At 47.7% G+C, this 22548-nt stretch carries 15 protein-coding genes; 8 read left to right on the top strand and 7 right to left on the bottom strand.

Features of this window, described 5'->3' with window-relative positions:
* Positions 1 to 423 precede the first annotated feature (423 nt).
* Both R7070_RS06610 and R7070_RS06605 read left to right on the top strand, forming a co-directional pair.
* The gene (locus tag R7070_RS06610; RefSeq protein ID WP_005374721.1) at positions 424 to 1377 is read left to right on the top strand and encodes a M23 family metallopeptidase; all 954 of its coding nucleotides are present in this window, start codon (positions 424 to 426) and stop codon (positions 1375 to 1377) included.
* Positions 1281 to 1733 carry a polymer-forming cytoskeletal protein gene (locus R7070_RS06605; RefSeq protein ID WP_080659230.1) on the top strand — a complete coding sequence of 151 codons (453 nt, stop codon included), beginning with the start codon at positions 1281 to 1283 and terminating at the stop codon, positions 1731 to 1733. The genes R7070_RS06610 and R7070_RS06605 overlap by 97 nt, the downstream gene beginning before the upstream one ends.
* An 87-nt stretch (positions 1734 to 1820) precedes the next feature.
* Here the strand turns inward: R7070_RS06605 and R7070_RS06600 are convergent, their stop codons facing one another.
* Entirely contained in the window at positions 1821 to 4571 is a 2751-nt protein-coding gene (locus tag R7070_RS06600; RefSeq protein WP_256900213.1) for a M16 family metallopeptidase, read from the bottom strand.
* Between the two features lie 364 nt (positions 4572 to 4935).
* On the opposite strand from R7070_RS06600, the gene R7070_RS06595 reads away from it, so the two are divergent.
* Positions 4936 to 6822: a methyl-accepting chemotaxis protein gene (locus R7070_RS06595; RefSeq protein ID WP_256900212.1), complete on the top strand. Its 1887-nt coding sequence runs from the start codon at positions 4936 to 4938 to the stop codon at positions 6820 to 6822.
* 116 nt (positions 6823 to 6938) lie between these two features.
* On the opposite strand, the gene fecE is transcribed toward R7070_RS06595, so the two are convergent.
* From fecE to R7070_RS06565, 6 genes are all read right to left on the bottom strand, one after another.
* Positions 6939 to 7703 (bottom strand): Fe(3+) dicitrate ABC transporter ATP-binding protein FecE, encoded by a 765-nt coding sequence (gene fecE, locus R7070_RS06590; RefSeq protein WP_054865921.1) that lies wholly within the window; start codon positions 7701 to 7703, stop codon positions 6939 to 6941.
* A gap of 2 nt (positions 7704 to 7705) precedes the next feature.
* Entirely contained in the window at positions 7706 to 8677 is a 972-nt protein-coding gene (locus R7070_RS06585) for a FecCD family ABC transporter permease (RefSeq protein ID WP_047102431.1), read from the bottom strand.
* Positions 8674 to 9633 (bottom strand): FecCD family ABC transporter permease, encoded by a 960-nt coding sequence (locus tag R7070_RS06580; protein WP_373415545.1) that lies wholly within the window; start codon positions 9631 to 9633, stop codon positions 8674 to 8676. The genes R7070_RS06585 and R7070_RS06580 overlap by 4 nt, the downstream gene beginning before the upstream one ends.
* Positions 9634 to 9707: 74 nt before the next feature.
* Positions 9708 to 10631: a Fe(3+) dicitrate ABC transporter substrate-binding protein FecB gene (locus R7070_RS06575; protein ID WP_047102526.1), complete on the bottom strand. Its 924-nt coding sequence runs from the start codon at positions 10629 to 10631 to the stop codon at positions 9708 to 9710.
* Positions 10632 to 10732: 101 nt separating this feature from the next.
* On the bottom strand, positions 10733 to 12868 hold the full coding sequence (locus R7070_RS06570; protein WP_256900209.1) for a TonB-dependent receptor family protein: 2136 nt from the start codon (positions 12866 to 12868) through the stop codon (positions 10733 to 10735).
* Positions 12869 to 12988: 120 nt separating this feature from the next.
* Complete coding sequence (locus tag R7070_RS06565) at positions 12989 to 15025, bottom strand: TonB-dependent receptor (protein WP_256900208.1); 2037 nt, start codon at positions 15023 to 15025, stop codon at positions 12989 to 12991.
* Between the two features lie 250 nt (positions 15026 to 15275).
* Between R7070_RS06565 and R7070_RS06560 the strand changes: the two genes are divergently transcribed.
* From R7070_RS06560 to R7070_RS06540, 5 genes are read left to right on the top strand one after another with little or no spacing between them, the layout of a single operon-like run.
* The gene (locus R7070_RS06560) at positions 15276 to 16487 is read left to right on the top strand and encodes an acetyl-CoA carboxylase biotin carboxylase subunit family protein (RefSeq protein WP_005383468.1); all 1212 of its coding nucleotides are present in this window, start codon (positions 15276 to 15278) and stop codon (positions 16485 to 16487) included.
* Complete coding sequence (locus R7070_RS06555) at positions 16484 to 18316, top strand: IucA/IucC family protein (protein WP_256900207.1); 1833 nt, start codon at positions 16484 to 16486, stop codon at positions 18314 to 18316. Before R7070_RS06560 ends, R7070_RS06555 begins: the two co-directional genes overlap by 4 nt.
* A 6-nt stretch (positions 18317 to 18322) precedes the next feature.
* On the top strand, positions 18323 to 19528 hold the full coding sequence (locus R7070_RS06550; protein ID WP_005374702.1) for an MFS transporter: 1206 nt from the start codon (positions 18323 to 18325) through the stop codon (positions 19526 to 19528).
* On the top strand, positions 19500 to 21329 hold the full coding sequence (locus R7070_RS06545) for an IucA/IucC family protein (RefSeq protein WP_256900206.1): 1830 nt from the start codon (positions 19500 to 19502) through the stop codon (positions 21327 to 21329). Before R7070_RS06550 ends, R7070_RS06545 begins: the two co-directional genes overlap by 29 nt.
* Positions 21322 to 22524 carry a type III PLP-dependent enzyme gene (locus R7070_RS06540; RefSeq protein WP_256900205.1) on the top strand — a complete coding sequence of 401 codons (1203 nt, stop codon included), beginning with the start codon at positions 21322 to 21324 and terminating at the stop codon, positions 22522 to 22524. The genes R7070_RS06545 and R7070_RS06540 overlap by 8 nt, the downstream gene beginning before the upstream one ends.
* Positions 22525 to 22548: the final 24 nt, after the last annotated feature.

The following is a 22548-nucleotide window of genomic DNA, read 5'->3' as shown; positions in this document are numbered from 1 at the left end:
ATGTGTTCCTAAACGAAATGTAACGCTTAGGTTTAAAGCCAATGAATAGTGCTTTATATCAACCGCTATCATAAACAAGTTATCGATGTAATGAATGTCGGTTTGATAAATTATCCAACATTTATAAGGCAAACCGTGAAGTAAGTTGAATTGCGTGCGGATGCTATTGGCAATATTCACAATCCAATTTCTCGGATAACCGCCTTAAAAATCATAATATTCAGTTAAATGAAGCGATTTGGAGTAATTACGACCAAAATCAGCAGAATATTAAATCTTTATTGAGTCTTTTATCTAATATCTGAAAACGCCTCACGACCTGACACTTCTTTCCAATTTGCCTCTGGCAGTCCCTACTCGTTTTCCTTACATTCCTACTAACTCAGTGACGAGACGTATACCAAATACGAGCAATAGAAGACGATGAAAGACCAGTTGACGATCTCTATATCAACTATCAATGGCTCAAGACATTGGTACTTCAGTAAAAGGATGCAACGCAACATAAAAACGTTTTTCGTTTTTTTTGTTGTTGCTCTGGCCGCGACCGTAATCTTAATTCATCACTTGTACACTCGCGTTGATAATGCAGCGTTAAAACAAGCTGAATTGACAGAGCATTCACGCACCATGGGTGAAGAGCTCAGCACACTGAAAACACTTAAATCAGAGCTAGAAAATGACCTTTCAGAACGGGAAGAACGGGTACAACTTGTTTCGGAACGTTTGGGTGAATTAGAGAAAGTGCTTGGGGTTGGAGAACATACCTCGACAAATAACTTGGATGCTAGGCTCGATGCAGCGGCGATAACCTCAAACGTTCGCATGGTGTTATTAAACCAAATACCAAGTGGCTCTCCAGTCGGCAACGTACGGCTATCTTCCGGATTCGGTAAGCGTATCCATCCGGTGACAAAAGTTGCCAAAATGCATCGTGGGCTCGATTTTGCCGTAAATATCGGTACCAAAATTTATGCCCCTGCCGATGGGGTAGTGGAAGTTACCCGCCGCAGTAATAAAGGCTCTGGTAACTTCCTCAGGCTACAACATTCTTTCGGTTTTTCGAGTTCTTATTCGCACTTGAAAGCGTTCAAAGTAAAAAGTGGTCAGTTCGTCAAAAAAGGGCAGCTGATTGCAATTTCCGGCAACAGTGGGCTCTCTTCTGGCCCTCACCTGCATTACGAGGTGCGATTTGTTGGGCGAGCACTGAATCCGAAACCATTTGTCGATTGGAGCCTTAATGATTTCGAAGACATTTTTACTAAGGAGCGAAGAATACGATGGGAATCTTTAATCAAAACAGTGGAACAACGAGTAGCTCAGCAGCTTCAACTCTCATCGCCAAAGGCTGTTCTCTTAGCGGAGAACTCAAAGTAGAAAACGATGTCCAGATTGATGGCATCGTCGATGGTCAAATTAACGTGGAAGGCACTCTCGTTGTCGCAGAAAGCGGGCGAGTAAACGGTGAAATCTACGCTAAACAGCTGATCATTAACGGCATGATGGACGGAAACTGTCACGCAGAACACATTCAAGTGCTTGCCAAGGGACGCGTAAGCGGTAGGATCTGGAGCAATAACCTCAGCATTGAACCTGGTGGCAAATTCTTTGGTGAAGCAGCCGAATTACCTGAAAAGGAAGTGGTAACGTTAAAGGGTAAGGCTCAAGACAGTGCGAACACAAAAGAAAACAACACCAACAATGAAAAGCGACTTGCGCGTAAATCAGCATAAAACGCTCTGATTAAAGTGCTTAAAAAAGACGGCTTTCACGCCGTCTTTTTATTACTATTGCCACGATTTTCGTCAGAAACTACGTGATTATTCGGCCGGATTTAAAACCATCACCGAGCGTTTTGCTTGTGGACCAAAAGCTGATTTTGCATGCGCTTTCACTTCATCTAACGTCACACTTTTAGCCACTTTCTCAACGTCAAGTAACACATCGACGCCGTAATCATGCACCAAATAACGAGTATATGCCCATGATCTCTGTGCTGGGTTATCATCCAATCCTTGCATCGCGACTGCCAGTTGTTTCGCGGCCGTATCCACTTCTTCTTGGGTAATATTTGACGCTAAATCATCAAACACTTTGCCCAGTTTACTCTCTAAAAGAGCCACGTCTTCGGGCTCGACTTGAGACTCCAAGAGCCAATCAGAGATGGGTTCGCGATCTTGTGTCATGGTGTAAATGCTCGGGCTGTAATCAAGGCTAGACTCTTCTCGCACAATATCCAAAACACGTGCATTACTAATACGTTGCAAAATATCTTCGATAACCGTGTCTCTTGCCGTACGTTGGTAATCGCTCGTATTAGTCAAACGCATTACATACAACGATGAAGGTTCATGCCCATCCGCAACCACAGTTCGCTCCGGCACTTCCGGGTTAAACGCAACGTGATAATCAATCGAACGACTCGGTTTCATTTCGATAGAGGCCACATATTTACGCAAAAGTGGTGTAATTTCTTCCGGCTCTACGTTTGCAACAATAACCATCTTAAAACCATCATTGGTTTTGAAAAGTTGCTCATGCACCGCTAGTATCTGCTCGGAAGTCACTTGTTCAACATCATCACTGGACACTATACGATGACGACTACCCGGCAAATAAGAATTGCCGTTTGCTTTTTGAATCAGTTTTCCCATCGGTGATTCAAAAAAAGCGCCGCTCTGCTGTTTAAACTCTTGCTTCGCTGCTGCCATCTGGCGCTCGTCGACTTTAATCTCCGTCGCTAGGTTGTATAGTCCATTCAAAGCATCAGTTAGGTGCGTATTTGGCGCCGTAATTTGTGCTCCGTGACTGGTCGCATCAAGCATCGCGCCAAGCGCAATGTTGTTTTTGCGTAAGTAGCTATCTAGCTCTGAACCAGAAAATGCCCCTAACCCACTGCGTATTGCCGTTGTTGCTGCGATTTCATAAGCGGCATACAACGTCGGATCAACAGCGGCTTTACCACCTTGGCTCGCATAGTAAATATACGCTCGACCACCCGCTTTAGTATCTTTTTGGAACCACACTTCGACACCGTTTGATAGCGTATAGACTTGAAAACCACCCGCTTCCTGACGCATGCTCGTGATGCTGCCTTCCTGGGTAGGCTTTAAGAATCCATCCACTTTGTCATAAATCTCTAACGGTTTTTCGCCAGTTTGAAGATAGGCACTGTTTAGAGCGGCAAATACACCATTGAACTGTTCTGACGTTTCGCTTTTCCCCAAACCAATAAAAAAGCTTGGCTGCTGAGATAACAAAGCCGCCAATTGTGTGTTAATGCTCTCTAAATTCTCGTTGTTGATGAATTCTGCCAAACTCTGGGCATAACTCTCTTTTGATTGGCTGACACTGTCTTGTCCAATTTGAAAAACACGTGCTTCTGCGTAACTGTTTGGCTTACGCTGACTCCAATCTGAATCAATATTTGCAAGTTCACCTTGCCAATTTGACATAACGCTATCTAACTCGGATTGAGTCGCACCATAATCTCTCAACGACGCCAAGGTACGAATGAAAGTCTGGTGCATTTGTTCGCGGCGATCTGGTGCAAACGAAATCCCTGCCGACATCATACGCTGATAGTTAGAGTAATAGGGCTCTGCATAAGCGTATTGAAAAGGTTCAGCGGCATCACTGAGTACACGGATCAAACGCTGTTGAATGAGTTGTGTTGCGACTTCATCACGCCACACTTCATGTTGTTGCTCAATCGTCGTGCCGCCACTTAGACCACGCTCAATCACTAAATGAAGACTTGGTGATTCCATCGTGTTACTTGGCAAGATTCTGTTTTCGTTGTTCACTCGAATATCACGGCGCTTCTCTATTACCGTATCCGAGGTACTTTCCCAGTTCGAGAACTTGCTTTTGATAATCTTGGACAGTGAATCTACGTCGATATTACCAGTCACAATCAACTCGGCATTTTGTGGCTGGTACCATTTGTCGTAAAACGCCTTTAACTTACTTGAGGAAGCATTTTGAATCGCTTCGCGAGTACCAATTGGGTCATGCTCACCATACATAGTGCCTTCAATCGAGGCTTGGTAAGCATGCATAGAAAAGGACTTATCATCTGGATTAGCACGTCGCCATTCCCCGAGAATCACCCCTTTTTCTTTCTCTACTTGCTCAGGAGCAAACTCAAGTCCGTTACCGATATCTCTCATCCACTTCAGGGCATCTTCTAGCTTCGTATTATTCGCAAGGTCAAGTTGGTAAGACGTTTGCTGATAACTGGTAAAAGCGTTGATATCAGCGCCAAAGCTACCACCAGATTGCTCAAAAAGTTTGACAACGTCGTTACCGGTAAAATGCTCACTACCATTAAACGCCATATGCTCAACAAAGTGAGCGTAACCCTTTTGAGAAGATGTTTCTTGGAATGAGCCGATATTCATCACCAAACGGACCGAGACTTCTTGGTCTTCTGTTGGATAGAGATGGTATTTCATACCGTTCGATAACTGGTCCACGTGCCAGTTGGCGTCAGGTTGAATCGGCGTCGACTGTTGTATCAGAGCACACCCTGACACTAATAACGCGGGGACTAACAATATACTGCGCATAACGATTGCCCATAACAATGATTAAGCTAATCAATATATATCCGGTGCTATAACCTTCACATTTTTAATGGATTATCAGACACGCAAATGTGATAAAGATCACCATTTATTGAAATCAATTCTCATTTACAAAAATCGACAAATCCTTACTTTACAAATACATAAATAATATCGTTCCAAGTCCTTTTGCTTATTTGGTGTAAAACTCAAATTCGCGACATGGAGTCAGTATTTATTTTGAGCAATAAAATATAATTATTGAACAGATTCGAATCTGACTTTCTGCTGCATATTCAACAGCGCAGAGAGCACTGATGAGAATAAAAACACAACAACTATTATTCAAAGATCTATTATTCGCTTTATGTTCAAAAATCTATCATTAAAAAACAAACTGGCAATCTCTGCCAGTGCCGCCATCATTCTAGGGGGAGTGCTGGTAGAGGGGCTGTCTTTTCGAGATTCATTAAATAGGCTCGATGTCGAAGTCGCACAGCGACTAGAAAGCACTAGCGCATCTTACAATCAATACGTAAAGGACTGGCTACTCTCTAAAGAGCGCGCACTAACTTCACTCTCTTCTGATTCAGAGAAACGTTCTCTGGTTACGCATTTGAAACAAGTCCGAGACTCTGGCGCGTTCGATAACGTTTTCCTCGCTTACCCGGACGGGTCACAAGACAACGCTAATGGGGTGGTTTTGCCACCAGGTAATAACGATCCTCGTAAGTGGGGCTGGTACACCAATGCAATCGCCAACCCATCGAAAGTCTTTATGGATAACCCGACCGTCGCAGCTGCCACGGGGGCTAACGTCGTGTCGCTCGGTAAAGCCCTGCAATTGCATGGTCAAACCGTCGTTCTGGGTGCTGACGTAGAGATCGGTGATATCCTGAACAGTCTCAACCAAGTGATCCTACCGGGTGAAGGTTATATGTTTATTGCCAATGAACAGGGCAATATTTTCACTCATAACAACGGTAAACTGCTGAATCAACCGGTTAGCAAGCTGGGCCTCAACAACAACGACATTACGTCTGCCGCACGTTCAGGTACAGAGCGTCGCGTCTCTATTAACGGCACCGAATATGTGATTTACGCGCGCCACATAGAGGGTACCAAACTCACAACGGTCACAGTGTTAGATCAAAACTCGTTGGTTGCCCCACTCTACGATGCTGTTTGGGATCAGATCATCGCAACCACCATCGTCGTCGTTATCTGTGTAGCTTTGTTTAATCTGCTATGTAACATCTTGTTCCGTCCGCTCTACAACGTTTCGAATGCGCTTGCACAAATCGCAAACGGTAGCGGCGACCTAACTCGACGCATCAAAGTAGAAAACCGTGACGAAGTTGGTGAGCTGGCTGAAAACTTCAACCAGTTCGTTGAAAGTTTGCAGCAACTTATTGGTCACATTCGTCACCAAGCGGAAGAACTGAGCCAACAATCGGAGCTGAGCACGACTCGCGCGAATCAATCGGTTTCCGATCTGAACCATCAGCAACAAGAAATCACTATGGTGGCGACCGCTGTGACTGAAATGGCATCAGCAACGCAAGAGATTGCAGCACATGCAGAGCAGACGGCTAAAGCCGCTCAAGACTCTTCAGCAAGCACACAAAACGGTCATGAGTTGGTGATCAATTCCAAATCGTCCATCAATAATTTGTCTTCTGAAGTCAACCAAGCGAGCGTTGTCATCGGCGAGCTCAACCAGCACGCGCAAGACATCTCAACCGTACTATCAACGATTCGAGACATCGCAGAACAAACCAACTTACTGGCTCTGAATGCGGCGATTGAAGCGGCGCGTGCAGGTGAACAAGGTCGCGGTTTTGCCGTTGTTGCAGACGAGGTTCGCGTGCTATCACAACGCACACACACCTCAACCGAAGAGATTCGCTCGACGATCGAGACCTTGCAGCAAACCACACAACGCGCTGTGACCATCATGGATACAAGCTCTCAGCTCGCGCAAGGTTCGGTGGAAGATGCAGATCGCGCAGCACTGGCTCTGGATGAAATCAACGCGGCCGTTGCGCTGATCAGCGATATGGCAACGCAAATCGCGACCGCCGCCGAAGAGCAAACGCACGTAACCAATGAAATCACGCAAAACGTCACGTCCATTAAAGATGTGACCGATCACTTGGTAGTTGGTGCCGAAGAATCGATGAATCAATCTGCTGAGCTGAAATCGCAAGCTGAGGATCTCAACTCGAAAGTGGCGACGTTTAAACTGGCTTAAACGCCACATTAAGGACGCTCTTAAAAACAACAAACCCCGCTAGCAACTTGTTACTAGCGGGGTTTGTTTTTATGGATCGACGTTTTTATTGCAGATAGCTTTCCAAAGACGTAAACCTACACCGCCACACACATCGGCGTGCCTGAGATTGGGTCATTAAATACTCTCGCTTGTAAATCAAACACCGATGACAACATGCCTTCTGTCATTACCTCTTGCGGTGTTCCCTGCGTGACTAACTGACCTTTTTCCAACACCACCAAATGATCGCAGTAACGGCACGCTTGGTTTAGATCGTGCAGCACTACGACCACTGTTTTGCCTTTGTCGTTCATCTGCCTCATGAGTTTCATCAGCTCAACTTGGTGAGAGAGATCCAAGTAAGTGGTTGGCTCATCAAGCATCACTACGTCGGTATCTTGCGCCATTACCATCGCAATCCACGCTCTTTGCCTTTGACCGCCAGACAACGATTCAACTGGCTTGTCAGCAAACTCAATCACGCCAGTATCTTGCATTGCTTGCTCGACTAAGGTCTTGTCTTGTTGACTTAACCGGCCCCAATGAGAGAGATAAGGCGAGCGGCCATATTCGACCAGTTTTCTGACGGTAATACCTTCAGGACTGACAAGAATCTGCGGCAGCAAAGACAACGAACGCGCCAAGCGTTTATCACCGTAGTTGCTTAGAGGTTTGTCGTCATACAATACTTGGCCAGAAGCGGGTTTATTGATGCGTACCAAGGTTTTTAATAGTGTCGATTTACCGCAACCATTTGGGCCAACAAGCGCGGTAATTTTACCTTGAGGAATCGACAAAGAGAGATCTGGAATGATGGTCTGTTTGCCGTACGCGACGGATAAGTTCTGCGTTCGTAACATGCTTACCAACCTCTATAACGATACAAAAGAAAAATGAAATATGGTGCGCCAATAACAGATGTCAGCACTCCCGCTGGTAGCTCAATTGGTGGCTGTAAGCCTCTCGCTAAACCATCGGCGCAAATCACCAACAAAGCGCCAAGGGTTGCAGCGGCTGGAATCAACAACTTGTGGTTGTGGCCAAACAGCAAACGCGCAAGATGCGGCGCAAGCAGGCCAACAAAGCTGATCGTGCCTGCCACAGACACACTGATACTCGCCAATAGCACGGCAGCAATCAACGCAATAATTTGGATCTGTCTTGGTTTCGTGCCAAGTGTAGTGGCGCTTTCTTCTCCCAGTCCCATAACATCTAGCCGCCAAGCCAGCCAAAACGCCAATGGTAGTAGCAGCAATAAAGCACTCCAAATAAACGGCACTTGTTGCCAGTTTCGTCCCCACAAACTGCCGGTTAGCCATACCATCGCCGTGTTGATTTCAATAGGGTGCACAATCAGAAGAAAATCGATACCGCTAGCTAAAAATGCGCTGACAGCAACACCAATCAGCGCCAAACGTGCTGGTGTTGGTTTCGACCAGTAAGCCAGCACAGCAATAAAGCCAGCAGCAAGCAAGCCTCCCGCCATAGCGACCATCGGCAACATTGCCACTGGCGCATTCGGATACAGCACCAAACAAGCGGTAGCCGCCAGTCCTGCTCCGGCGCTTATCCCCATTAAATCTGGTGAGGCAAGTGGGTTACGGATGACGCCTTGAACTAAAACGCCTGACAGCCCCAACCCAGCGCCCACGCCAATGGCGAGCAACATTCTCGGTAATCGATATTGGTGAATCACAAAGTCCGAGTCAGAGAAAGAAAACAGTAATGCAAAAACCTGTTGAGCCGACATGTTCGCCGCGCCAACAAACAGCGTGAGAGAAGACGCAATCAGCAACAATCCAACTAATGCAAACAGTTTGGTTTGATTCATCATGATGATTTCCTCATTGCAATCGCGATAAAGCAAGGTGTGCCCAACAGCGCGGTAATCACGCCCACTGGCGTTTCAGCCGGAAAGGCAATCGCTCGTGATAAAGCATCTGACCACGTCACCAATGCCGCGCCACACAAAGCGGAAACCGGAATGAGAATGTGATAGTTGTGACCAACAATCGGGCGTACCAAGTGCGGCACTAACAACCCGACAAAGCCAATTGGCCCAGCAATCGCCACGCTAGTACCCGCCAACAGCACAACCGCTAAACCACTGATTAATCGCGTAAGACGAATGTTACCACCCAACCCGACAGCAACTTCGTCCCCCAACGCGAGTAAATTTAAGTTTCGCGCTAATCCCATTGCGAGCACCAAACCTAAAGTCGCAAAAGGCCACAGTTGCTGCCACTGCTGAGAATCTACCGCAGAGAGTGAACCCGTTAACCAATGCAACACGCTGTAAGCCATGTCATCCGCCAAAATTACCGACGCACGAGTTAACCCTATCAGCAGCGCACTGATGGCAATGCCTGCCAGCACCAAACGCAGTGGGTGAGAACGCGCGGAGAAAAAACCGCCCAACAACATGACCGCACCACCACTTAGTAGCGCGCCGAGTACTGCGTTGATGATTGGGTTCAATTGACTAAAGAATGGTACGCCGATAGACGCCAAGGCCATAAAACAAGCCGCACCAGCATTAATGCCGAGAATGGATGGCGACGCCAAAGGGTTACGAGTTAATCCTTGCATCAGCACTCCGGATACCGCAAGCGAAGCGCCAATTAATAACCCAGCATAGGCACGAGGCGCACGCAGCGTCGCGAGGATTTGATGCAGCATATTGCCCTCATCAAACGCAAACCAATAGCTTGTCAGATCATTAACGCTCAAAGAAAAGTTGGACCAGCCAATCATTGAGGCTGCATAGCCTGAGAGCGTACACAACGCCATAGCACAGACAAACAAGCTCGCTTTCCAATGCGATTTGCTAACCGAAGACGCGCTTTCCGAGCTTATCGCCGAACTCATGAGCGCTCCAATAACGCTTCAAGATTGCGGGCAATTTCTTCCGCAGCCAACATGCCGCGATTTAACGACCACAGTTCAGGAGAGACCTCAACAAGTTGCTGTTTTTTCGCAGCGGTTAGCAGCTTAAATAATGGGTTTTTGCGCCACTCATCCACAATATTTGGTTGAGAGTAAAGTCCAACTAACAACCAATCAGGGTTGGTTTTTAGTAAAAGTTCAAAACTGGTTGGGATATACGCTTTTTGCTCAGATGGAGCCAGCGGGCTTTGGATGCCCAGCGTACTCAAAACGCCCCCAGCGTAAGAAACCGGGCTATGCAGCCACATCCCTTTGTCAGAAACCACACCAAACTGAATGGTTTCTTGTGTTGCAAAATGCTGTTTGAACTCCGCCATTGTCTGTTTGTGCTGCTCAATGCGTTGTGTCATTTTCGCTTGTTTGCCAATTGCCACGCCGATTTTCTGTGCAGATTCGAGGTTTTCTTGATATGTCTCACCACGACTTTTTAATAGCAAAGTTGGCGCAATTCGCTGCAAATCTTGATAAATAGCGCGATGACGTTCGGCATCGGCAATGATCATATCAGGCTTGAGCACCGCGATCGCCTCTAAACTCGGTTGTGAACGCATGCCGACCGATTGCCAAGGTTCAATCTTGGCGCGAACAGCAGGGATGACTCGTGTGACATCGTTGTCATCGGCAACGCCTACCGGTGAGACATCGACGGCCGCCAGAGCGTCCACAAACGAAAACTCCAAAACCACAATACGTTGAGGTATCGCTTCTAGCTCAAAAGTGCCTTGCTCATCTTGCACGCTGCGCACCTGAGCACTTGCGGAAAATGACATAAAAACTGAGCTCAACAGCATCAGCAAAACGGTTGAAAAGTGTTTGATCGTAAATTGTTTTTTATTTTTCATCTTGCTTTTTTCCAGTGCTAAGTGTTTTCCAGTACCTAAGATCGGCAAAGTCGCCAAGGTAAATTGGCGACTTTTCTTTTCAAACTCGGTGAACGAAACGCTTAAAACTGATAGTTCAGATCCAGTGTGTAAGAGCGTCCTGGAGCTGGGTACCGACCAACTGGGCTTGTATCAATCCCGCGGAAGTAATACTCCTCGTCAAACAAGTTGTTCACCGCAACATTCATGCGTAACTTGCCTTTGTCGTCTTTGTATAAATCCGTCCCCAAATTGAAATTCCACACCATGTAAGATGGTACTTTACCCGTTGCGCCTGTTGCATCTTCGGCACTGGTGTTGGCGTTATCGGTATACGAGTCACTGAAGTAGAAGCCCGATAGCGTGGTGTCCATGCCGTAAAATGCGTAGGTTGCATCCCAACCAAGCTGATGCTTAGAGGTGTAAGGCAGTTGATTACCTTTATTCTCGCCCTCTTCTTCAAGCGTAGCGTCGAGGTAGTTGTAACTTGCGCCCAAGCTCAGAGCAGGTAGAACTTCAGGCACGTAACGAGCAGAAAGCTCTAAACCTTGGTGAAGGGTTCTACCTATATTTTCAGACGTATTTGTCGCACTCCGCCACTGCAACTGATCCTTAAAGTCAATGCGATACAAAGCTGCATTGAAGCTTGTTGAATCTTGAACATACCGAACGCCCAATTCGTAGTTCCAAGCCAACTCACTGCTTTCCTCACCGACCCCTCGAACATTAACAAGCTGAGGAACGCGAAGAGATTTCTGGGCATTGGCATAGCTCAGCCATTGTTCATTCCAGTTATATGCGATCGTCACACCAGGCAATAATTCAGTCACCTTATTTCCAGATTCTTGCCCGCTGCCCAAATCTTTATAGGACATATCAACAAATTCATAACGAAGTCCGGGCGTGACTTTTAACGCACCATTAAACAACCCGACTTCGTTGCTCACATAGCCTGCGTACGCATCGGTATCAAGGTGCCAATTTCGCGGTACATTTGTGGCTCCGCCTGACACTGGTGTTTGTGTCACTTTATATTGAATGTCTTCATTAATGTAACGAGTCCCTATAATCCAGTTTTGCGTAATGGCACCTCCATCAACAAAAACAGCAAGCTTAGGTTCGATACCATAAACACGGAACTCTCGTGGTGAAGTACTTACTTTCGTAGAAGGCAAAGCCGGATCAGCCCAATGGCCACCCGCGCTGTTAAAGCCCCACTTGAAAAGACGCTCTGACTTATGGCCAAACGTTAGCACTTCTAGCTCGGCACTGTCGGCAAATGGCAAATCGTGGATGTACTTAACACTCCAGCGCGTCGACTTACCTTCATAATTATCGTAAGGACGTTTCGATTGGTGACGATCTTGCTCGTAATCTTGTGGCGAAAGTGCGCCCGGCATTTGCGTTTCAGCATCGTAACGTTGCAGGAATGCTTGAATCTCTTGAGTGTCACTCAGTAGCCACTGTGCTTTGGCTTGGAAGTTCTTCACGTCCGTATCGGAATGTTCACGGAAGCTTTCACCTTTTAGGAAGTTACCTTCCAACTGTAGTGCAAATGTGTCGCTTAACCAGCCGCCCGTGCGTAGGTAAAAATCATTCAGCGGCGCATCACCGCCATCAAACACGGTAAGGCGGTTACTGATTTCAGTTTGCCACGTGTGTGGAATCGGTTTGGTCACTAAGTTGATCACACCACCGACGTTGTTTGGGCCGTACTGTACTGCGGCACCACCGCGTACAATGTCAATACGATCAAGCATCGACAGTGTTGCTGGGAAGATAGACTGACCAGTGTGACCATATGGCGCAAGTGTTAGCGGTACACCATCCATCAAGAACTGAGCATGACCACTACGGCTTGCTTTCAAACCACGTACGGAAATGTTAGGCAATACGCCCGTTCCGCTTTCATCCTGAACTTTAATACCCGGCACGCGCTGCAGCGCGTTATCAATCGAACCTGCGGCGGTTTTCTCAATTTGATCACGGGTAATGACGGTACGAGCACCAGGGTACTCTTTGACGTCTTCAATTTCAGAGTTACCAATCACACTACCAGTGACAACGACAGTTTCCATCGCGGTAGTTTGTTCTTTTTTAGCAGGAGCGGCAACCGCGCTCATGGATGTGGCAGAAGCGATTGCAATCGCAAGCACACTGTAAGTGGTAGACAAACCAGCACGTACACGCACTTTACCATCCAAATTCTGGTAAGACATTAAGATCTCCTTTGCGAGAAATTGAGCCTCGGGCAGAATACATCCCGTAGGCTCTCGGGGCTAAACATCCTCAATATGAGGAAAAAATCGGCTAACAGGCGCTAACTACGCACAAAAAACCTAGAACTGATATCCGTAGCTGAGCATGAACTCGGCTGGTGCGCCGTAGCCAATCTGGTTTAAGCCAGACGTGCCGTTTGTTGCGCCAAGAATGTATTTCTCATCCAAAATGTTGTAAGCGTTCGCTTGGATTTTGTGACGACCAGTGGTGTACGCCGCCATCATATCCACCGTTGTGTAATCGCCAAGTGCGACGGCTTCGTCGTTACCTGCGTAACGGTCGCCCACGTACTTCACCCCACCGCCTAAACGCCAGTTGTCATCCAATTGGTAAGTGCTCCAAAGAGAGAACAAGTGGTCTGATACATCGTTAGGCTTTTTGCCTGTGGCTTTGTCTTCCGCATCTAAGTAGCTGTAACCAACAGAGATGTCCCACTGTTTGGTGATTTGGCCGCGAGCCTCTAATTCAATGCCTTGGTGACGCACTTCAATTTTATCGATCACATCGCCGTCCACGTTAGTTTGTGGTTGCTCTTGATCAATCTGGAACAGTGCCGCATTCAACATTAATGCGTTATCCAAAAGGTACGCTTTCGCACCCACCTCTTTTAAGTCGGTGTGGAAGAATTCCGCCAATTTTGGATTGATGTAGATACCAGCGTACGGTAACTGCCAAGAGCGCGCTAAACTGGCGTATACGGATGTGTCGGAATTGATGCGGTATACCAAACCAGCACGGTAGCTGACTTTGTCATCATCCAATTTTTCCTTATCTGAGCCCGCTTTTTGTTGTTCGAGTTCCATCGAGTCGTAACGCACGTTACCGATCAAAGAAAGGTCACCCCACGTATAGACGTCTTGCACATACAAACCTGTCGTGGTGGTGGTATTGTCACGAAATGGCTTAAAGCCCGGATCAGGCGTTGGACCAACGACTGGGTCGTAGATATTTTGCGGAGGAAGCGTTTTGTCACTTGCCAACGTTAGGTCGATATCGATCTGGTTGAAATCTGCACCCACCATCAATTGATTGTCCCTGGTTTCCCAAACCAACTCAGATTGTAAAGTGGTCGTAGTACGTGGATCGTAACCAAAGTTGTTGACGGTTTGAGACACTTCATTACCCGTCACTTTGCCCTGACGCGTGCCTTTTTGCTCAAGTTCGATATGGTTGAACGCCGCTCGGTTGTTCCATACCCATTGATCATTCAGACGCCATTCGTAATCCACCGCAATACGGAGACTGTCTGACTCCTGATAGTCGTTTGTGCCGCCAAAGTAAGTGCTTACTGGCAAATCAACTGGCTTGCCATTTTTTGATGGCACACCACGATATGGCACTAATTCTTGATGGGCGTATTCCACGTCAACATCAATGGTGTGACCATCCGCTGGTAACACACGAATGGTCGGTGCAATGAAGAAATCGTTTGAATCAACATGATCAACGTACGAGTCGGCTTGACGGTATTCCAAGTTAATACGCCCGTTGACCTTATCTGTAAACGCCATTGAGCTGTCGACCTGACCAACATATTGGTTGTTGCTGCCTACACTACCGTTTACGTGAGTAAAATTCTCACCGTTAGCGCGTTTCGTCACCAAGTTGATGATGCCCCCAGCCGAACCACGGCCATACAAAGATCCCGCAGGGCCTTTCACAATTTCAACGCGTTCAACGTTCGCTAAGCTACGGTAAGACTGCAACGTACCGTCATCTCGCAAGCCATCACGGTACATATCGTTGAGTGAATCAAAACCACGGATCATGAACTGATCGCGGCTGCCTTCGCCCAAGGTGTTATTGACCCCGGCTACCCCATCTAGCGCATCCACTAAACGCACCGCGCCTCGGTCTTGCATTTCTGTTTTCGTTACTACGGATACCGCTTGTGGCACATCAAGCCATTCCACATCGGTTTTGGTGCCTGATTGAGGCATGTGTTCAGCATAACCTTCGTACTGATGACCGAAGACTTGAATCGTTTCAGTTGCTGATGGGGTTGAGTTCGTCTCTTCTGAAGCCACTGCGCTTGGTGCTACTAATGAAGAACCAATCGCGACCGCCAAGGGGGTCAGGGTCAATAATTTATTCATTCCATAATTCCGTTTAGTTGTTATAAAGCCAACGGATGGAAATAAGAACAAATATTATTTCTATTTGCAATATTAATTTTATGCTCTATATTTATTTACCCTAAAAACACAACTAACAACAAAAAAAACCAAATATCATAACAATAAATACTAAAACTTCTGCCCTCCGTCTCGAGAGAGGCACATTGGAAGACGACCGTGAGCGACTTTATCAACGTTAGAAGAAAATGTTAGAAAATTAGGAAAGCTCATGAAATCTACGATGATTATCGTAAGTCATGTCGTTAACGATGCAGTCACTCACGGCTTTGTGCCTGCAGCTAAAGCGATGGACCTTCACGTCGTTCTTATCACCGACCATAAGCTCAGCCATTTAGAGTTGGCGAGTCATGATAGTCACTTTAATCCGGATACCATTCTAGAATGTGATGTCTTCAACCCATTAGAACTCATCGAAACCATCACGGAGCATGAATTAAAGCCAGACGCTATTTTCAGCAATAGTGATCACTTACAAACTTCCACCGCCATCTGCGCGCAATTTTTTGGCCTCCCATCCAAAGATTGGTCTGTCACGTTAAAGGCCAAAAACAAACACTTAACTCGACAAGTGTTAAATGAAAAATCCTTACCCAACACACAAAGCTGTTTGCTGCATCGCCATTCGAATGTGGCATTAGGCATGGCCTTCCCTGTCGTAGCAAAACCCAAAGAAGGCGTGGCAAGTTTAGATGTACAGCGCTGTGACTCCCAAAGCGAGCTCGATGCTTACTGCGAGGCGTTTTGGCAAAAGCACCCAAACGCCGCCATTCTGGTGGAGCAGTTTCTTCAAGGACCGTTGGTTACGCTCGAAACTTTAGGAGACGGTAACCAACTTATCGCCGTGGGCGGTTTTGATGTGTCGCTCTCTGAGCCGCCTTACTTTATCGAAACCGCCGCAGACTGGAACGGACCAAACGGCATTGCTCACCGAGAAGCTTGCTTGGCTCAACTGAAAGCGTTCGGCGTTGGTTTTGGAGTTTGCCACAGCGAATTTATTATTACGGAAAATGGCCCGGTTCTGGTGGAAATTAACTACCGCAGTATTGGAGATGGCCGCGAATTCTTGCTCAACAATCTCGCTCCCTTCGGTTGGTTTAGCACGATTTTGGGTCTGCATCTGGGTCGAAGATTGGACGGCGATTACCAAATTCATGGGTCAGCGCACGTGCACTACGTAGTTGCGGAACACAGTGGTGTTATTGACGGAGGTTCGACGTCGTTCATCCAACACGATGACGATATCATCACCCAGCAACAGGTACTAAAAACCGCTGGAGAACACTTCCAACAGAGTTATTCCAATAAGGATTATCTCGCCCGAATTTCGATTGTCTCACCATCAGGGCGAAATCTCGACCAAGCGCTGCAGAACGCGCTTAGCAATTTCGATCTAGCTCCGACTCGTGAGGTGGCAGCATGAATGACAACGCTTTGTATCTAACGCAACGATTGATCGACACTTGCTTGCGCGAAGACATGTTTGGCATTTTGTCGAAGGCCAAGTTCAGTAGAGACACGCCAAAAGGGGTAATTGTTCCTCAAGACGAGCAAGTCTGGCTGATATTTGCCAACTCTGATTTCACGTTGTATTTACCTGTTGCGCCAACGTATTACATGCAGCACTGGCGCTACGGTCACGCCAATGACGAAACACCACCAGGTTGGTGGGTGGAGAAAAATGGCCAAGTCGAGCATCAACAGCATTACAAAGAGTGGATTGCGCTACTAACGACACTGGCGCACGAGAGCTCTCACGAGTTGCTGGCGGGATACCTTCAAGAACTGGAATGTGCAGAGAAACACAAAGCGCTGTGTGACCAAGCGTTTCATCATCATGCAGACCACATTTCTCAACCAATATCCGAGCTTGGTTCTTGGCATCAAAAACTGCTGCTAGCCGACCAGATCGCTTCTTACCTTGACCATCCGTACTATCCAACTGCGCGGGCGAAGTTTGGCCTGAGCGATGAAGACCTTGCTAAGTACGCGCCCGAGTTCGCACAAAGCTTTGCTCTGCATTGGATTGCGATTGAAAAATCACTGGTAACATTAACCAGCGGACAACCTGATTGCTGGCCAACCATGGAGCAAGTGGGGCTTCCTGCTGATTTTGCACTGAGCCACGTTCTGTTCCCTGCACATCCGCTCACCCTGCGATCTTTAGAAGCCTTACCCGAAGGTGTGATAGAAGCGCCTTTAACGTATCTAGACGTGACGCCGACGCTTTCCGTTCGTACTGTGGTCGTCAACGAGGCACCGCACATTCACATCAAGGTTCCGCTGATCATGCGATCGCTAGGCACGAAAAATATTCGCTTAATCAAGCCTTCAACACTGTATGACGGCCACTGGTTTGAACGCCTACTCAGCCACCTTGAACAAACGGACGCCGATTTAAACAGTCGCTTGTTCCATTGCAACGAAAAACACGGTGGACACATCGGCGAGGATAAAACCTTCGCGTACATCGTACGTGAGTACCCACTTACTCATTGCGAAGACAAAGCGTTAGTTCCGGTTGCAGCACTAGCAAGCCCAATGCCTGACGACCGCTTGTTCTTAGAACATTTGGCAGAACATTACTATCAACAAGATACGCTGGCGTGGTTCCAAGATTACGTCGATCTATTATTCCAAGTGCACCTCACCTTGTGGCTTCGTTATGGCATCGCATTGGAGTCCAACCAGCAAAACGCCATCATTGCATTTGATCAACAGGGCAAAATGACGCTCGCGATGAAAGACAACGACGCGGCGCGAATTTGGCCAGAGCGCTTCCACTTTGCAACAGAGCATGCAGCCCAAAAACACGGCGCAAAACTACTTCCAGTGGATTGCGATGAACTGCTCGACCAACGCATCAAAGTCGACAATGAATTGGCGCTCGGTCAGATGTTTACCACCATCACACTGCAACTGGATATCGCAGCGATTGTAGAATCTATGGCAGCGAAGGGCATTGCCTCTTCAGCATCGCTTTACGCCATCGTGGCCAAAAGCATTGCAGAGCAACTCAACCGATTGGAAGGCGAAGGGTTAGAGACAAAACTGGCACGCGAGTTACTGCAAGAGGCGCCTGATTTGTACGCCAAGTACTTGTTGAGCTCTGGCAGTTTGCTCTCGAAAGAAGCCTCCGGCGCGAGTGACATCAATAAGTTCTATGGTTTGTCGGCTCCGAACTTCTTGCTGCTTTCTAACGAAGAAGCGCAACGCGCCTACTTAGAAGCCATCAAAAAAAGCGTACGTTAAACGATTATGACCAAACTCATCTACAGTGTGTTGTTGTGCCACTTTATCGCTGCGTTTGCCGCGTTAGGTATGCCGCTATTTCTACCCGTCGTGTTGCCAACGTTAGGCGCAAGCATTGATGCGGACTGGGCAGGGGTATTGTTTATCCTACCTACGTTTTGTACTGCGTTGGCGGCGCGATTTTGGGGCAACTTTGCCGATCGCTACGGTCGCCGCCTCTCACTCTTGCGTGCGCAACTTGGCCTTGCAGCAGGGTTTGCGCTGTGCGGCTTGGCAGACAACCTCGCCATGTTTGTGTTTGGTCTTATTGTTCAAGGAACCTTTGGCGGCACCATGGCCGCCTCGAACAGCTACTTATCTAGTCAAATTAAAGAAGCCAAAACACTCGGCAAGTCACTCAATAAAACCCAACTATCTGCTCGCTTGGCGCTGATCGTTGCGCCCATTGGGCTCGGCTGGAGCTTGTCAGAGACCAACCCGCTCAACGCGTACCTGTGGTTATGCGTTTTGCCTTTAATTGCTATGGGCATCACGCTAACACTGCCAGCGGATAAACCCGCCGACCAAAACCTCGAAAAGCCAAACTCAGAACCTCAGCAAGAAAAACCGGTTGCACAGAAAAACGCAATGCATGCCATTCGTTGGATCTTCTTTGCTCAATTCGGGTTTGCGTTTTCTATGGTGGTGACCTTTCCTTACTTCTCGCCGTTTGTGCAGCAATATGGCATCACTAACCACGCATGGATCGGTTTTTTGTACGCACTGCCGCATGGCGTCTATCTGTTGCTGGCAGGAAAAATTCACGTGTTGTCAGATGGGTTGAATCGCCATCAACCGCTGCGCACGTTGTGGCTTGGGTTTGCATTGCTTGCCGTGAGCTCTGCCTTGCATTTGATTGCGTCCGAAACCGCACTCATTGCTGCGAGAATTATCTTCGGCATCGCGATGGTGTGTTGTTATCACGGATTGCATCAGCATCTTGCGAGCAATCTGGATCGCAAACTCAGTGGCAAAGTATTTTCTCGCTTTGATGCCATGTCCAAATGGGGTGGCGTGGCAGCGGGATTTTGCGCTTCTTTCATTTCTAGCTTGGGGCTACTTGAGGTTCCTTTCCTACTTTCTGCGATAGTCAGCGTAATCACCTTGATCGCGCTGGTTCTCCACTCAAAATTTGGAAATCAACATGTTACAAACTCAATCCTCTCAGACTAGCGAGTTGCGCGCACATGAGGTGCAGCTCAACCGTGAGAAAGCCCAACTCAACACGATAATGGGTGTTCTTAATTGTTACTTACGTGAATTTGCGCTACCGAATCAACAAGTGGAATGGCACTACCAATCGACATCGCTACCCCAAACGTTAAAACGCAACTATCCCGCTAAACAGCGGATAGCCGTTCATCTTTCTCAACAAAATGGCGTGCTGGTTTTGCCGATTCACTACGCGAGCAAACTGGGCAAAATCAAATTGGCAGAACTGCCTTGGGCGAAAATGCCGGGATCTGGTTGGGCGAAATTGGATGCCACGCAAACTCTTACGCTTTTGCTTAACTATCTCAAGCAGGTATTGGCGATCCCGTTTAACCATGAGCTGATCGAACAACTAGAAAATAGCGTGCTGGTTACCGAGCAGTTTCTCAACGTCGCGCCCAAATCGCATCACAACGAATTTATCGCTTCGGAACAATCTCTGATTTGGGGGCATACTTTCCATCCGACCCCGAAAAGTCGTTCGGGCGTCACCATGGATGATCTCTTGGCGTTTTCTCCAGAAGTCGGCGCGCAAGTCCCGTTGTACTGGTTTGAAGTGGATACGTCCTTACTTGATGTGCTGAGTTCCGACGGAGAAGCTAACCCTGCGCAGCGCATGCTACAACGGCTCGCGCCACAACACGCCACCAGCAATGGGAAGACCCTCTACCCTTGTCATCCTTGGGAAAGCTACACCATTTTGAGTAACCCAAGCGTGAAGCGCGCCATTGAACAAGGCAAGATCACGCCACTGGGTTTAGGTGGTGAAAAGATGCAGCCGACCTCTTCAGTTCGTACCCTCTACCACCCTGACATGGACTGGTTTGCGAAATTCTCCATCAACGTACGATTAACCAATTGCGTGCGCAAAAACGCGTGGTACGAACTCGACAGCGCCGTGCAACTCACGTCGATTCTCAAACCAATTAGAGAAAACGAACAGCTGCACAACCCCGTATTTAAAGTGATGACAGAGCCTTACGCCACCACGTTGAATCTAGAAAGTGTCGCTGAGCACAACTGGGACGACAACACCAAAGCACGCGAATCGTTTGGGATTTTGTATCGCGAAAATTTCTCGCTGAGCGAAGTCGACATCTTGAAACCAACCCTCGCTGGCGCTCTGTTTGCTTACGATAATAACGGCAACAGTCGCATTGCTCAACGCCTTAAAAACAAAGCGCGTACTACGCAAAATCGCTATTCCGACATCGCGACACTTTGGTTTGAACGCTATTTGCATTGCCTGATCCCGGGCGTATTTAATTACTACTTCAAACACGGGGTGGCGTTTGAGCCGCATTTGCAAAACACCTTGATTGGCTTTGAGCAAGAGATGCCGTGTTGTGTTTGGATTCGTGATTTGGAAGGCACTAAATTACTGCCAGAGTTCTGGCCAGCAGAAACATTAACTGATTTGTCTGAACGCGCGCGACAATCGGTTTACTACAGTCGCGAACAAGGCTGGAATCGCATCGGATACTGCACCTTTATCAACAACATCAGCGAAGCGATTTTCTTCATCGCAGAAGGTGATGAGCCACTAGAGCAAACGCTATGGAATGCGGTGCAAAGTGCCATTGTGCGTTGGCAATCAGTGAATGGAAAACAGCCGGAACTAGAAGCGTTGCTGAATGGCGGTCACTTCCCGAGCAAAAATAATTTCACCACGCGTTTGATGCAAAAAGCCGATAAGGAGTCGGGCTATACCCAAGTCGCCACGCCTTGGCAGCAACACGAAAAAGGAGCGCAACATGTCTAATTCCCTCTCTCTACCGACACTCGTTTGCCAACAAGTTCACACACTCGCACAGCAGCAAAGTCAACCCTTGTGCGCATACGTGTATGACCTAAGCGCCTTAGAAGAACACATCAAACAACTGCGTCACGTTTTGCCGAGAAATGTCGAGCTATTTTACGCAGCCAAAGCCAATCCATCGGGCCCGATTCTTAAAACGCTCGCGCCGTATGTCGATGGTTTTGAAGCGGCATCTGGCGGGGAGTTGACACACCTCCACCAGCAACAACTCGATAAGCCATTGATCTTCGGTGGCCCCGGAAAAATGCTAAGTGAATTGCAACAAGCGATTGAGCTTGATGTTGATGCAATTCATGTCGAAAGCCTCACCGAGCTACAACGCATTGGAGCACTAACCGAGCGCCTCAACCGCCCTGCTTCGATCTTTTTGCGTATGAACATCGATATTGGCGACATCACGCTCAGCAAGTTGGCAATGGGCGGCAAGCCGACTCCGTTTGGCTTGGACGAGTCCGAACTGAGCAATGCTTTGATGTTGCTGCGCGATTTCCCGCAAGTGTCACTCAAAGGCTTCCATTTTCACTTGATGTCGCATCAGCTTGATGTTGAACGCCACTTAGCGTTAATGCAGCGCTATTTCCAAGTCGTGAAGGCGTGGCAGCAGGAGTTCGAACTCGGTGAGCTGATGATCAACTTGGGCGGCGGCATGGGCATCAACTACCAAAACCCTGAGCAACACTTTCCGTGGATGGAGTTTTGCGACAAGTTGGAATTCCTCATCGCTAAAGAGCAAGTTCAAGATTGGACACTGCGTTTTGAATGCGGACGGTTCATCACAGCGGCATGCGGTTATTACGTGATGGAAGTGCTGGATATTAAGCAAAATCTTGGCGAAAACTTTGTCATCGCGCGCGGAGGAACCCACCATTTCCGCACGCCAGCAGCGCAGAGCCATGATCATCCATTCGTCATCCTGAAAAGCGAGCAACACCATGAGATTTCTCACCCAATTCAGCATGCACAAGCGACCTTTGTCGGCCAGCTTTGTACGCCCAAAGATGTGCTGGCACGCAATCAACACGTCGCCCATGTCGATATTGGTGATTATGTTGTGTTTACCTTAGCAGGCGCCTATGCGTGGAACATCTCCCATCAAAACTTCTTGATGCATGAACCGCCGATCTTTCACTATTTTTAAACGGCATACTTCGCTTCATTCAAG

The sequence above is a fragment of the Vibrio sp. 1557 genome, assembly GCF_033340175.1.
Taxonomy (GTDB): Bacteria; Pseudomonadota; Gammaproteobacteria; order Enterobacterales; family Vibrionaceae; genus Vibrio; species Vibrio alginolyticus.
The sequence above is the reverse complement of the archived record's forward strand: the minus strand, read 5'-3'. Positions and strand labels throughout refer to the sequence as shown.